Source organism: Jannaschia sp. 2305UL9-9, assembly GCF_041403465.1.
Lineage (GTDB): Bacteria > Pseudomonadota > Alphaproteobacteria > Rhodobacterales > Rhodobacteraceae > Jannaschia.
In genome coordinates, this window is record NZ_JBGEHM010000008.1 from 1 (window position 1) to 13,308 (window position 13,308).

The 13,308-nt window shown below is 69.2% G+C and carries 16 protein-coding genes; 12 read left to right on the plus strand and 4 right to left on the minus strand.

What is annotated here, in order from left to right; genetic code table 11:
• Positions 1 to 25: 25 nt before the first annotated feature.
• Positions 26 to 421 (plus strand): hypothetical protein, encoded by a 396-nt coding sequence (locus V6N07_RS17630; RefSeq protein ID WP_371158228.1) that lies wholly within the window; start codon positions 26 to 28, stop codon positions 419 to 421.
• On the opposite strand, the gene V6N07_RS17635 is transcribed toward V6N07_RS17630, so the two are convergent.
• Together V6N07_RS17635 and V6N07_RS17640 are read right to left on the minus strand one after the other, a co-directional pair.
• Complete coding sequence (locus V6N07_RS17635; protein WP_371158230.1) at positions 418 to 1,086, minus strand: hypothetical protein; 669 nt, start codon at positions 1,084 to 1,086, stop codon at positions 418 to 420. The two genes, V6N07_RS17630 and V6N07_RS17635, sit on opposite strands and share 4 nt — an antisense overlap.
• A 29-nt stretch (positions 1,087 to 1,115) precedes the next feature.
• Positions 1,116 to 1,889, minus strand: coding sequence for an AAA family ATPase (locus V6N07_RS17640; protein WP_371158232.1), 774 nt, complete (start codon positions 1,887 to 1,889; stop codon positions 1,116 to 1,118).
• Between the two features lie 853 nt (positions 1,890 to 2,742).
• Here V6N07_RS17640 and V6N07_RS17645 point away from each other — a divergent pair.
• The 3 genes from V6N07_RS17645 (at position 2,743) to V6N07_RS17655 (ending at position 7,312) form a co-directional block, all read left to right on the plus strand.
• Entirely contained in the window at positions 2,743 to 3,315 is a 573-nt protein-coding gene (locus V6N07_RS17645) for a helix-turn-helix domain-containing protein (RefSeq protein ID WP_371158234.1), read from the plus strand.
• Positions 3,308 to 5,224, plus strand: a complete 1,917-nt coding sequence (locus tag V6N07_RS17650; protein ID WP_371158236.1) for a relaxase/mobilization nuclease domain-containing protein — start codon at positions 3,308 to 3,310, stop codon at positions 5,222 to 5,224. Before V6N07_RS17645 ends, V6N07_RS17650 begins: the two co-directional genes overlap by 8 nt.
• A 78-nt stretch (positions 5,225 to 5,302) precedes the next feature.
• Positions 5,303 to 7,312 carry a type IV secretory system conjugative DNA transfer family protein gene (locus V6N07_RS17655; RefSeq protein WP_371158238.1) on the plus strand — a complete coding sequence of 670 codons (2,010 nt, stop codon included), beginning with the start codon at positions 5,303 to 5,305 and terminating at the stop codon, positions 7,310 to 7,312.
• A 153-nt stretch (positions 7,313 to 7,465) separates the two neighbouring features.
• On the opposite strand, the gene V6N07_RS17660 is transcribed toward V6N07_RS17655, so the two are convergent.
• A complete protein-coding gene (locus V6N07_RS17660) occupies positions 7,466 to 7,939 on the minus strand; it encodes a helix-turn-helix domain-containing protein (RefSeq protein WP_371158240.1) in 474 nt (157 codons plus the stop codon).
• 89 nt (positions 7,940 to 8,028) lie between these two features.
• Here V6N07_RS17660 and V6N07_RS17665 point away from each other — a divergent pair, with 89 nt between their 5' ends.
• A complete protein-coding gene (locus V6N07_RS17665; RefSeq protein ID WP_371158242.1) occupies positions 8,029 to 8,691 on the plus strand; it encodes a cation transporter in 663 nt (220 codons plus the stop codon).
• Positions 8,688 to 9,455, plus strand: a complete 768-nt coding sequence (locus V6N07_RS17670; RefSeq protein WP_371158244.1) for a transglutaminase family protein — start codon at positions 8,688 to 8,690, stop codon at positions 9,453 to 9,455. The genes V6N07_RS17665 and V6N07_RS17670 overlap by 4 nt, the downstream gene beginning before the upstream one ends.
• Before the next feature lie 24 nt (positions 9,456 to 9,479).
• Here V6N07_RS17670 and V6N07_RS17675 read toward each other — a convergent pair whose 3' ends face one another.
• Positions 9,480 to 10,034 carry a Crp/Fnr family transcriptional regulator gene (locus V6N07_RS17675; RefSeq protein WP_371158246.1) on the minus strand — a complete coding sequence of 185 codons (555 nt, stop codon included), beginning with the start codon at positions 10,032 to 10,034 and terminating at the stop codon, positions 9,480 to 9,482.
• A gap of 37 nt (positions 10,035 to 10,071) precedes the next feature.
• Between V6N07_RS17675 and V6N07_RS17680 the strand changes: the two genes are divergently transcribed.
• From V6N07_RS17680 to V6N07_RS17705, 6 genes are all read left to right on the plus strand, one after another.
• Positions 10,072 to 10,653, plus strand: coding sequence for a Spy/CpxP family protein refolding chaperone (locus V6N07_RS17680; protein ID WP_371158248.1), 582 nt, complete (start codon positions 10,072 to 10,074; stop codon positions 10,651 to 10,653).
• Positions 10,654 to 10,729: 76 nt separating this feature from the next.
• Positions 10,730 to 11,062, plus strand: coding sequence for a hypothetical protein (locus V6N07_RS17685; RefSeq protein WP_371158250.1), 333 nt, complete (start codon positions 10,730 to 10,732; stop codon positions 11,060 to 11,062).
• 133 nt (positions 11,063 to 11,195) lie between these two features.
• Positions 11,196 to 11,582, plus strand: a complete 387-nt coding sequence (locus V6N07_RS17690; protein WP_371158252.1) for a DUF411 domain-containing protein — start codon at positions 11,196 to 11,198, stop codon at positions 11,580 to 11,582.
• A gap of 1 nt (position 11,583) precedes the next feature.
• A complete protein-coding gene (locus V6N07_RS17695) occupies positions 11,584 to 12,048 on the plus strand; it encodes a cytochrome c (RefSeq protein WP_371158254.1) in 465 nt (154 codons plus the stop codon).
• A gap of 20 nt (positions 12,049 to 12,068) precedes the next feature.
• Entirely contained in the window at positions 12,069 to 12,413 is a 345-nt protein-coding gene (locus tag V6N07_RS17700; protein ID WP_371158256.1) for a copper resistance protein CopC, read from the plus strand.
• A gap of 7 nt (positions 12,414 to 12,420) precedes the next feature.
• Entirely contained in the window at positions 12,421 to 13,299 is an 879-nt protein-coding gene (locus V6N07_RS17705; protein WP_371158258.1) for a CopD family protein, read from the plus strand.
• Positions 13,300 to 13,308: the final 9 nt, after the last annotated feature.

Below are 13,308 nucleotides of genomic sequence, written 5' to 3' on the forward strand. Positions count from 1 at the left end.
CTTGTAGGTATAAGGGATTATACTCGTGCGGTGGATCATACAGGCGATCTGCGTGCTCGCGGCGACGGAATGGCATCAGGACATGGTGCGCGGCCTCGCGCGCTACACACTCGCGGCAGGTGGCGGCAACGCGATGCTCGTCTGCGATCCGGATCGCGTCTTCGGCGCGACCTCCAACGCCTCCCTCGTCGTAACGATGCCCGAGGATGCGGATGCGACCCTCGTCGTGCTGCTCTCCGCGACGGGCGAGCAGGCCGCCCTACCCCTTGTCGAGAGGCGCGCGGCCGAGAAGGACGTCGACCCGGCCGAGTGGCGGCAGATGGTCGAGATCGTCCGGGCGGGCGGGAGCTTCGCCTTCGTGACAGGCGAGGACGCGATGCGTCTCGACGACGTCGCGCCCCTACCCAGCCTCTACTGCTAGCGCACGAAGCTGCGCGCCATCGCCTCGATCTCGACGGCGAGGAAGGGCCGCACGAGCGCGGCCATCTTCTTCTGGCCGAGCGGGTCGTCCATGATCCCGCGCAGATGGTCGAGGTCGGGATCCGAGAGGCGGACGTTGACCTCCAGCCGTTCCTTGCCTTGGGGCTCCTCCACCGGGCCGGTGAGGTCGCGGGCGCGCACGCGGTCGCGGAAGGCGAGCGGTGCCTTCAGGCGCAGCACGTCGAGCACGTAAGCGTCGTCCTTGCCGATCTTCTCGGCCGCCGCCTGGATGGCGCGCAGCGCCTTCGGCGTGAGCGGGACGGCGACGCGGACCTGCGCCTCTTTTGCGGCGGGGCGCCTCCGACGCTCCTGCCCCTCCGGCGCGGTAGGCTCGACTTTCGGCTGCGGCTGACGGCGGGCCTTCTTGGGTGGATCGACGACGGCCGGTGCCTCCGTGACCGGGGGCCCCTGCCCTTCCGGCTCCGCTTTCGCCGGCTCGGGTGTCGCCGCCGTAGCCTCGGCGGCGGGCTTCACCTCGCGCGGAGCGTCGTGCTTCGGCACGACCCGCGCTGCGAGCTCGGCGATGGCGTCGGGATCGGCCTTGGGGCCGAGCGTGTTCGCGGCCGCGAGACGCGGATCGGTCTGGGCCGGCGTCGGGCGGACCATCTTAGGCGGTGTGCGACGGGCGCGGGCCATCACGCGGCCTCCCGCGCGTCGAGGGCCTGCACTTCGTCGTAGAGGCTCGTGAGGAACATCAGCTGATCCTCGACGGGCCCGACATGGAGCCGCCCTGCCCTCGACGCCTTGCGCATCTCGATGGCCGTCGTGAGCGGGCCATAGTCGGCGAAGTCCTGCAGGATCTTCGATTGCGGGATCATCGTCTCTAGGAACGGCAGCTGCGCGAGCTGATCGAGCAGATGCCTCTCGTTCGCCGTGAGGTCCGAGAACGGCACCGCCTTGCGCGCCGAGGCGACGATCTTCTGCGGCACGTTGGTGAAGACGGCGCGCAGGTCTGGCGCGTCCGATTGGTCCTCCAGCCCGTCGAAGAGCTGTCGCATCCATTCGAAAGTCGCGATGGCCTGACGCCACTCCCCGGCCACGGGCCGCGTCGGCACGAGGACGAGGTCCGCGGCGAGGGCGAGCGTCTCGCTGTCGCCGCCCGTGCCGCCGCGCGTATCGATGATGACGAGGTCGACGCCCTCATCCTCCAGCGCGCCGATCCGCTCGTAGAGCTCGTCCGTCGAAGTCGGGCACGACTCGACGGTCAACGCCTCCGGCCACGCCTTGGGCTCAATGCCCTTCCACATCGCCTGATCGAAGGCCTGCCGCCAGCCGATCACCTGCCCGTTGGAATCGCCGTCGATCAGCGCGGTGCGATGCCCCGCCGCCAGGGCGGCGGAGGCCAAACCCATCACCGTCGTCGTCTTGCCCGACCCGCCCTTGGTCGAAACGACCGAGATCACTTTCATGCCTGCCTCCTGCCCGCTTGTCTCGTTTTGGTGCCACCCTACCGCATCCCCGCGACCTCACCAGCCCGCAGAGCAGCAGGACCGCAGATTCACGCTGCCGCGTTGCAAACGTGCCAAAGATCAAGTTCAGCGGAGTCCCAAAACCCAACACGCCAAACTCGCATAGAGGCCACATTGCAGCGTCTCATGGACACAACTAGAGCTGAGGCAGGCATGCCAAGATGGTCACGCCGCAGCGGCATCAAAAGCCAACAAAACAACAACTACGCGTCGCAAAGATAACAAATCACAAGGAAGCCGCTTAACCAGAGACCCGCGAAACAAGAAAGCAGCAAAGGTATACACCCAGAAGGTCACATATCCACGATGGGGCAATCCCTTGGTTGGGGACCGGTAAGGATCAACGATGCCCCTCTCCTACATCTAAAGATGCTCGAATGCGCGCATCATCACATGCCATCTACATCACGATCCACGTTCCCAATAACACACAGACCCAGCTGCCCAACGACAGCATGACCCCAATTCGATGTATCCCATAGTGCCCGCAAAGCCGCGTACCCACTTTGCAGCAATCGCGCACATCACCATATCCAGAAGGCAATCACGAGGTCGGCGACAGCCATGTCCGGCGGGTGCTGGGTCTTCGGCTGGCGCTGACGCGCGCCTCGGCCGCCGGGCGGCGGCCTCGGGTCGACCCCTTGCGGGGCCTCCAGCGGAGTCCCTTCGGGCTTCCGGCCTTCGCAAGCGACCCTTCTTCGAAGGAGCGAAGACCGGCCCGAAGGGACGGTTGGCTGGAACGGTATAAGGTGATATACTTTTGGCACGACGATCCTCCTGACCGGGCGATGCCATGCCGAGCCGACCCAAGATCACCGCCGCCGAACGCGCCGAGGCGCAGCGCCTTCTGGCGTCCGGTCTATCCGTCGGAGAGATCGCGCGCCGGCTGGGGCGACATCGCACGAGCATCGTGCGGTGCCTTGCGCGGGCGACTTCGAAGAACACGACATCGGGCGGGAAGCGGCTCCAGATCCTGCTCTCTGACGAGGAGTTCGCAGCCTTCCGCGCCCGCGCAACGGTCCATGGGCTTACGCTGTCGGATGCCGGGCGGCGGCTCGTGCGCCACTCCGAAGACGTTCTCGATTGGCCCAAGGAGCGCATCGCGGCGGTGGATCGGCTTCGCCGCGAGGTGAACGCGATCGGGGTAAACGTGAACCAGATGGCGCAGCTAGCGCAGTCCGGGCGTCTCGTCTGGAACGCTCGGGACTCGGCCACGATGGCGCGCCTCGGGGCGAAACTCGACGCCGTGACCGAGGAGATGATCCGCGTCGTGAGCGTCGCGCGCACTCGTGGGTTCGCGTCCGCCGTCTGGGACGAGGAAGACATCGCCGCCGAACGAAAGGCTCGGGAGCGCGCCGATGCGTAGCGGGGCGGGCCAGGGGGCGTCGGTCCAAGACGCGGTTCTCGGCGACATCCTTCCCGATCTCGCGCGCCGCCGCGGCGGGGCAGGGGCCTTTGATGCCGGCCAGCACGTCGCCCGCAGGCTCGGTTCGCCCACGCGCAGGCTTGCCAAGGCCTATGTCGGCAACGCGCAGCGGGTGCCCCAGTCGGTGGTCAAGAGAGTCTCCCAGGGCGGCACTCATACCCGCGCCGAACTGAAGCGCCAGCTCGCCTACGTCACCCGAGAGGAGGGCGTACGCGCCACATGGACAAACCAGACCGGGGTCGAGCGGGAGGTCGGCGCGCGCACCATCCCCCGCACTGTCGAGACCTGGATCGCTTCTTGGCGCGGCGCGCCGAAGCGGGGGCATACCGACCACATCATTCTGAGTTTCCCCCGCGGGACTGATCCAGAGCAGGCCGAGATAATCGCGCGCGACTGGGGCAGGGCGGTCTTCATGTCCGGAGATTTCGGCGACCGCTGGCGTTACGTCGCGGGGCTTCACCAGGACACCGACCACGTCCATGCGCATTTCGTGGTCGATAAGCGCGGCGTCGACGAAGGGCGGTTCCTGTCCATCTCGAACAAGGCCGAGCTGACCTACGGCGTCATGCGCGAGCTCCACGCCGAAATCGCGGGCGAGCACGGGCTGGCGCTCGCGGCGACGAGCCGCCTGAGCCGCGGCCATGTCGAGAACGTGCCGCGCGAGGTCGAGTATCGCGCCGCGCATGCCGAAGGGCGCGAGCCGAAGGTCGAGCCTGTCGGCGCAGTCGCGCGGATGCGCCGCGAGGCGGAGGTCTGGGCCTTCGCGCGCGCCTATCGCGATCTCGGGGCGTCGGCCGGGCTGCTCGCGGGCGGGGATCGGAAGTTCATGGATCGGCTGGCGGGGATGCTGACGGCAGCCTCCGACGCCTTGGAGGGAGGGGTGGCGCTGATGGCTTCATCGGAAACGACGGAACAGGCGGGGCAGGGGGCGCGACTGCCCTTTGAGCCTTCGGAGCGACTGGCACAGGCCATTGAGGATATGACTGCCAAGGCGCGAACGGCGTGGGACCAAGTCCAGGACATGGAGCCCGGTGCCGACAAGACGGCGTTGGAGGCCCGGTTCGCCGCGCAGGCCCGCGAGGTCACGGCCATGCCGCTCGCCGATCCCTGGCTGCGCGCCCATGCCGAAGCGGCCGAGCGCAGCGTGGATCCCTACGCCCATCCGCGCATCGCAGCGCTGCATGCTTCTCGCGATGCGGCCCCGGAGGGCTCGGAGTTCGGGCGGCGGATCGAGCGGGCTCTGGACGGCATCACAGAGCGGCTGGAGGCGCGGCTCGCCGAGGATCGCGAGCGCCTCGCCGCCTTCGAGACGAACCCCGAGGAGGTCGCGGCGCGCCATATGCTGCCTGAGCGCTCGGTGGCCCAGCTGTCGGCTTGGCGCGAGCAGTCCAACACGATCGAGACCGTCGCTTGGCTGGAAGAGGAGCGCCGTACGAGCCAGCAGGCGCAGGAGGTCTTGGCTGCCTACACGCTGCCGCGAGAGCTCGAGGAGGACCTCGCGAAGGATCAGCTCTCCCGCGCCGATGCGGGACGCCGTCTATCGGAGATCCCCGCCGTCGAGGCGCTGGTTCGCCGGGTGGGGCGAGATCTCGACCCGGAGGACCGGGATGCGGCGCTCGGCAGCGATACGAGCGCGCTGTCGAAGCAAGTCACCGATCCGACGCTGCGCGCTGTCGTGGCATCAGAATTGCGGCACGGCGCGGCGACGGGCGTGGAGCCGGAGCGGGCCCGCGCCTCGGATGCGGTCGATGACTACCAGTCTATGGCGCGCCAGGCCGATCTTCGCGTGCGAGATCGCAGTCGGACCGTCGGCACCGAGCGGGACGTGGCGGACGATTACGGCCTCTGACACGGGGCTTCCGGGTTCTGGGGTTCTTGGGTTGTTGGGTCGCGGTGTTCGTAGAGTGTGCCGACGAGGAGATGCGTGATGCTCGGACAGATGGAGAGCCGCTGGCGCTACCCGTTGGCGGCGGTGCTCGGAATCGGTGCGGGCGGGTATATCGGCGCGATGGTCGCGACGATCTACGTCGTGCTCGCCCGCCGGGAGCGGCTGGAGACGATCTCCTTCGCGGAGCCCTGGTTCCTGCGCTACGACTGGTGGCAGCTGCAGACCAACCCGGCGATGCTTCAGGCGGCAGTCGTCATCACCGGGGCAGGGGCCTTCGCGCTCGCCGTGGTCGGGCTCACCTCGGCCTATCGCGGCCGCCTCACCGAATACGACGACGCCCATTTCCAGTCGAAGGCCGAGTTGCGCCGCAATCGGATGGTCCGCGGGTTTGAGGCGAACGGCTTCGTCTATGGCAAGCTAGGTAAGCCATCCTCGAACGCGCCCTTCGTCTCGGCGCCGCCCGACCGCTTTCCGCATGCGATGATGGTCGCGCCCACGGGGCGGGGGAAGGGCGTGGGCTTCGTGCTGCCGAACCTGCTTCACCATCGCGGCTCGGCGGTCGTGCTCGACGTGAAGGGCGAGAACTTCGAGAAGACCGCGCATCGCCGCGGCACCGACCTGAAGAACGCCGTCTGGTACTTCAGCCCGTTCGCTTACGTCGACGTGCCGAAGCCGGAAGGGCAGGGGGCGGACGGCCCCGCGCCGGGTCGCACGACCCGCACGCATCGCTTCAACCCGCTCGCCCGCATCGCTGCGATGGACTCGACCGAGGAGCGCTACACCGCGCTCAACGCCCTCGCCGACCTCTTCCTCGTCGTCGAGAGCGATAGCGCCCGCGGCTTCTACCAAGCCGGCAAGCGCCTCTTCGTCGCCTGCTGCCTCTACGGCATTGAGCAGGACCGGCCAACGCTCGGTTATGCCGCCGAGGTGATGGGCGGAGGTGGCGCGCGGGCCGACGCCTATCGCCAGTTCGCCGAGCGCACCGCGATCCCAATCGTCGCGCGGACGTTCAACGAGATGGCCGGCGAGACTCAGAAGATCGTCGACAGCTACGTCTCGGTCATCATGGGCGCGGGGTTCGAGCTCTGGTCGGACCCGTCCGTCGTGCAGGCGACTTCCGAAAGCGACTTCGACTTCGCGAATTTTAGGCGCGAGGCCCAGACCCTCTACATCGCCGTGCAGCCTGAGCACCTGCGCACGCTTGCCCCGCTCGTGCGCCTCCTCTTCGCCGACGCAATCGCCTCTCTCCAGCGCGCCGAGCCCGGCCCGGATGAGCCCCACGCGGTCATGTTCCTCATGGACGAGTTCGACCAGCTCGGTCGCCAGGAGATGGTGCTGAACGCCATCAAGACGATCCGCTCCTACGGCGGGCGCTTCTTCATCATCAGCCAGACGATCCCTGGCCTCGACGCGATCTACGGCGAGGCCGGACGGCGCAGTCTCATGGGCGGCGCGGGCATCCAGATCTTCATGACGCCGCAGGACGATCGGACCGCCGAGGTGATATCCGGAGCGCTCGGCAAGCGCACGATCACGTCCAAGACCGAGAGTCAGTCGCGCATTCTCGACCTCGACGACAGCGCGAACGTCAGCCGTCGCAACGAGGAACGACCCCTGGTCAGCCCGTCCGAGCTGCTACGCTTTCCGTTGGACGAGGTGCTGATCCTGCCCGAGGGGCAGTATCCGATCCGCGCCCGACATATCCGGTATTACGACGATCGGCAGTTCGCGCCTCTCGATCGGGCGCGGCGGGGCAGGGGGCTTCCATGGCCGCCGCTCGGGGTCGAGCGGGTACGGGCGCGCGGTCCGGCGCGGATGATGCGAGCGAGCGAGCAGGCGCCGCCAGCATCAGCTGCGCAGGTCGCTAACGTGCCCCGAACGGAGAACGAGGCCGTCGTCCAGTTAGCTGCGGCCAACTGCGGGTTCGAAGCTGTTGGTACCGCTGCTGCGACGAAGAGCCGGTCGAAGCGCAGGCCCAAGATGAAGGCGGGTGCAGAGCCCGAACTGACAGGGGAAGTCGCGGAGGCGCAGGCGGAGCGGATGGGCTAAAGTCGCGCCAGCGGCTGGAGGGGTAGGGGTTAGACCGTTTCGCTAGCCTCTAGATTTGCGGCTTGGGCCGTTCCGAACTTCAGAAATGACCCCTGCAGAACGGTTTGGGCGTTTCATTGTGCCGTGCCGGATGCGTGCACCTGGCGGAACTGCCTACCGTCCTTTCCGGGCAACGCCACCCTTCTCGCCCTCGTGATCGCTCGTGCAATGCGCGTGGTCGGCCAGCGTCTCGATCACGCTGCATTCCGCGACGGCTCCGCCCTCGTTCGCATGAGCGCAGCTCTCAACCATCCGGACCAGTTCGCGGCGCAGCCCCTCCAGCCGCGCGATCCGCGTTTCGACGTCCGCAAGGTGCCGCCGCGCGATGACGTCGGCCCGGTCGCAGGGCCGGTCGGGATGGTCGGCGAGGTCCAGAAGTTCGCGCGTAGCGTCGAGCGAGAAGCCGAGGTCGCGTGCGTGGCGCAGGAAGCCCAGCCGCCGCCGGGCGGCCGCGTCGAAGAGGCGCTGATTGCCCTCGCTGCGCGCGGCGGGCGGCAGGAGGCCAATCTTCTCGTAGTGCCGTACGGTGCCCACGGCGATCCCGGTCTCGCGGGCAAGCTGGCCCACGGTGAAGCGCTCCGTCATCATTTTTCCTTTGTCCAAGTCTACATCGGGGCTTGAAGCTACAACCGTTATAGCCCCTACCTGTGGTCCCGAACAAGATTCGGGAGACGATCATGAGCGATGGATGCTGCGGGCACGGCCCAGAAATGAAGGACGCCTCGGCCCCGTTCCGGCGCGCGCTTTGGGCGGTGATCGCGATCAACGGGATGATGTTCGCCGTCGAGATGACGGCCGGCGCGCTGGCGGGTAGCCAGGCGCTCAAGGCCGACGCGCTCGACTTCGCGGCCGACACCGCGACCTACGCGATTAGCCTCGCGGTGCTGGGGGCTTCCTTGCGCGTGCGCGCCACGGCGGCGCTGGCGAAGGGCGCGAGCCTGATGCTGATGGGCCTGTGGGTCTTCGGCTCGACGGTGTGGGCCGCGCTCGGGCCGGGCCTGCCGGACGCGCCGGTGATGGGCGCGGTGGGGATGCTGGCGCTTGCGGCGAACCTCGCCTCGGTCTTGCTGCTCCTGCGCTTTCGCGACGGGGACGCGAACGTGCGCTCGGTGTGGCTGTGCTCGCGCAACGACGCCATCGGCAACGTGGCCGTCGTGGCGGCCGCCCTCGGCGTGTTCGGCACAGGCACGGCCTGGCCGGACCTCCTCGTCGCGGGGATCATGTCGGCGCTGTTCCTGTCGGCCTCGGTCTCGATCCTGCGGCAGGCCGTGGGGGAGTTGCGCGAGGCGTCCAGCACCACGAACGGCCACGAGGCCCACGGGGCGGAGCAGCACCCATGACGACGCAAGAGAACCACGCGCTCCTCCGCCCGACCCAGCTCCTCGACTACGACCACCCGTCGATCCGCGACCTGATCGCCGCGCGGGGCTGGGCGGACCTCCCGCCCTTCGAGCGGATCGGCGCGGCCTACGACTTCGTCCGCGACGAGGTGGCCTTCGGCTACAACCGCGACGACGCGGTCCCGGCCTCGGTCGTGCTGGCCGACGGCTACGGGCAGTGCAACACCAAGGCGACGCTGCTGATGGCGTTGCTACGGGCCCTGGGCGTCCCCTGCAGGCTGCACGGCTTCACCATCCACAAGGCGCTTCAGCGCGGGGTGGTGCCTGAGGTCGCCTACCGCATCGCGCCCGAGGAGATCCTGCACTCCTGGGCCGAGATTGAATGGGACGGACGGTGGGTGAACCTCGAAGGGTTCATCCTCGACGCGGCCTTCCTGCGCGCGCTCCAAACGGCCTTCGCGGGGCGGTCCTCGCTCTGCGCCTACGGGGCGGGGACGGACTGCCTCAAGGCGCCGGATGTCGCCTGGACGGGCCGGGACACCTACATCCAGCGCACCGGCATCGCGCGCGACCTCGGCCTCTACGATGACCCGGACGCCCTCTACGCGGAGCACCGGCAGTCCTTCGGCCTCGTGCGGGGTCTGCTCTACCGGCACGCTATCCGGCACTGGATGAACCGGCGCGTGGCTAAGATCCGGCAGGGGCGGGTACCGACGATCCCGGGGGAGGCAGGGTCAGTGGACGCGGGGAAGCATCCCGCGTGAAGAAGGGACGTTCCGCTGCGCACCCTACCGGAGCGCCCGTCGCCGCCCCAACTCGCGGTACAGCGCGGGAGGCGTGACACCGATCCAGTCGGCGACGCCGACCCAGCCGCCTGTTCCCGGCGGGCCGTGCAGGTCGAGATAGGCATCGAGCCGATCGCTGAGCCGACGCACGCGCAGCACTTCGATGCGGGCGCGCAGCGCCTGGACGGCATGGGCGGTCTGGGCCAAGGCGTCTGCCGCCGGAGAGGTCCCAATCCAATCGCGCAGTGCGGCGGCCGGAAGCACGGCGAGGCGCGCGTCCAGATCGCAGACGGCGTCGCAATGGGTCGTCTCCGCCCAGAGCGAGGCCGGGGCGACGGTCTCGCCCGGTCCGGCACGATGAAGCGTGAGCGCCCCACCGTCGGTCAGCATACGGCGCAGGACCACGCGGCCTTCCCGGATATGGAAGACGTGCCGCACCGGATCTCCGCGATGGAACAGAACCATACCGCTGGAAAGCGTGCGTTCGGGCGAGGCGGCGAAGGCGTCATAGAATGCGTCGGACATGATCGCGATCATGTCCGATGGGCGGACCCGCATGCAATCAGAAGCTCGATCAATCACGCGGATGCCAGCCATGCACTTCACGAGAACCACCCTTGCGATCCTGCTTCTCGCCATGCCGGTGATGGCGGACGACACCTCGAAGCATTCCCCCTATGCCGGGGAGCAGGCGCGCGAGATCGCGTCCCTATCCGCCGACGATCTCGCCGAACTGGCCGAGGGCGGGGGATGGGGCTTGGCGCGGGCGGCCGAGTTGAACGGCGTGCCGGGACCGGCGCATCTGCTGGAACTGGCGGAAGAGATCGGGCTCGATGCCAGTCAACGGACCGCCGTCGAGGTGATCCGCGATGAGATGCGCGCCGATGCCATCGCGGCGGGCGAGCGCTTCGTCGCGGCGGAGCGTGCGCTGGACGCTGCGTTCACGGGGACCGTCCCGGACGCCGCGACCCTCGAACGCCTGGTCCGGGACGCAGGCACTGCGCGGGCCGAGCTCCGCTTGGTACATCTCGCGGCACATCTGCGGACGACGCCCCTGCTGACGGCCGCGCAGGTCGAGCGATATGGCGTACTCCGCGGCTATGCCGACGATCCTTGCGACGCCGTGCCCGAGGGCCATGACCCGGAGATGTGGCGGCGCCATAATGGCTGCGGGTGATCCTCAACGTTCCGTAGTGGGAGGGCGCGGCGACCCGTCCCTTGCCGCTGCTCCATACCCTGGGTAGGTATGGGACGTGGTTCGTCTCGCCCTTTCTCTTCTCTTCGCCGCGCTTCTCGCGGTGACCAGCGCCGCCTCGGCAGCGCATGGTGTCGGGCATGGAGCGCCGAACGAACGGCATGACGCCATGTCGATGGCCGACGAACACGATGCCCGTAAGGCCGCCCTGGCCGAATGCTGCGATGCTCTCGGGGCGCAAGGTGGCGCGGGCTGTCTGCTGGACGTGACCGCACCGAATGCGCCCATCGTCCTTTCCGGCACGGCGCACATTCTTCGCGCCTTACCCGCCGACATCATCTTGACACGCGGCGTCTCCACCGCCGTCCCGACCGGTCCTCCGAAGGTCTGAGCGCCGCCCCGCCGGGGCCTTCCGCTCCAACCTGACGACAAGGACCGATCCCATGACCACCCGACGCGACTTCCTCGCCCTCTCCGCCGCCGCTCTGTCGGTCGCGGCCCTGCCCGCCCGAGCGGCCGTACCAATGCACGTCCACACTGCGCCCTCCTGCGGCTGCTGCCATGCCTGGGCCGATTTGGCGCGCGCGCGTGGCTACACCGTCACCGTCTCGGAACTGACCGACCCGCAGGCGGAGAAGGCCGCGCTCGGCGTCCCGTTGGAGCTTGCCTCCTGCCACACGGTCGAGGCGGACGGTTACGTCTTCGAAGGCCACGTTCCCTTCGAGGCGCTGGAGGCCGTGCTTCGGGACCGTCCCGCCATCGCGGGGCTCGCCGTGCCGGGGATGCCGATGGGTTCGCCCGGCATGGGCGACGATCCAAGCGCGCGCTACGACGTGATCGCCTTCGGCGGGGACGCGGGCGCGGGCCGGGTGTTCTACCGTGCGGGCACACCCGAACCCTTCGCGAGCTGACATGCGCCGTCTCGCGCTGATCGGCGCCGGCGGGCTTGTGCTGGTCGGGGCCGTCGCGGCCCTCCTGCTGCGGCCCGCCGGGGCAGAGGGGGTGCGGCTCGTACCGGACGATGCAGCGGTCGTGGCGCAAGGCACGGAGGTCTATGCCACCGAGTGCGCCGCCTGCCACGGCGCGGCCCTGGAGGGGCAGCCGGATTGGCGCGCTCCCGGCCCGGACGGCCTACTTCCCGCGCCGCCGCACGACGCCTCGGGCCACACCTGGCACCACGACGACGCCACGCTCTTCGCGCTGACGAAGCACGGGCTGGCGGGGCTCATGGAGAACGCGCCGCCCTCGGGCATGCCCGCCTACGAGGGCGTGCTGACGGACGCGGAGATCGTCGCCGTGCTCTCCTACATCAAATCGACCTGGCCCGACGACGTGCGGGCCCGTCACGACGATATCAACGACAGGGCCCGGCCATGACCGCGCCCGGAGGAAGACCGATGATCCGAACGACCATCCTTGCGCTGCCCTTTGCTCTCTTGGCCGGGGCGGCCACCGCCCACACGAAAACCGAGGGCACGACCCCCGCCGATGGGGCGACCGTGGCCGAGGTGGAGATGCTGCACATCGTCTTCGACGCGCCGATGCGGGTGATCTCCGCCGCGCTGACCCGTGACGGAGCGGAGGTCGCCATCGAGCGCGAGACGGGCGTGGAGCCGGTGGAGGCGTTCCACGCCGTGCCCGCCGCGCCGCTGGTACCCGGCACCTACCGCCTCGACTGGCGCGGCATGGCCGCGGACGGGCATCCGATGCAGGGCGGCTTCCGATTCACCGTGTCCGAATGACGAGCGCATGACGGGCCTCGCCCCCATCGACGGGCTGGCGCTGCTGGCGGTCGGCGCGAAGGCCGCGGGATATGCGGCCGCGCTGCTCGCCATGGGGGGCGTCCTCTTCGTCGCCGTCTTCCGCCGGATCGCGGACGCCGATGTCCTGCGCCTCGCGCGGCGGCTCGCGGCGGGGGCCGCGCTGGTCGGCCTCGCCGTGCTGGCCGCGCGCTTTGGCATCCGCGCCGCGCGCATCTCCGGCATGGGCTGGGACGGGGCGACGGACCCGATGATGCTCGGCTTCGTCTGGCAGAGCCCGCTGGGCGCCGCCGCGATCTGGCGAGGACTGGGGGAGGCGGCGATCCTCGCCGTCCTACTGCCGGTCGCGGGCCTGTGGCTCGCGATCGGGGGAACCGTCGCGGTGGCCGTGTCCTACGCACAGGTCGGGCACACGCTCGGCGATCCGCGCGCGGCGCTGGCCGTGCTGCTCGTCCTACACCTCCTCGCCGCCGCCTTCTGGGTCGGTGCGCTCGCCCCTCTGCGCCGGGCCGCCGGGGACGTGGACGGCGCGGACCTGCTTCACCGCTTCGGAATCGTCGCTCTTGGCGCGGTGGCTGCACTGGTGGCCGCGGGAACCGCGCTCGCCTGGATTCTGTCCGGCTCGCTTCCGGCCCTGTTCGGCACTGCCTACGGCTGGACGCTGCTCGGCAAAGTCGCCGTCGTGACGGCGCTCTTCGGCCTCGCCGCGCTCAACAAGCTGCGCCTCGTGCCCGCGCTCGCGGCGGGCGATCCGTCCGCGCCGCCCGCCTTGCGCCGGTCCATCGCGCTCGAAGGCGCGGCCGTGATCCTCATCCTCGTCGCGACCGCCACGCTCACGACCATGACGACGCCGCCCGTGAACCTCTGATCCCGGAGT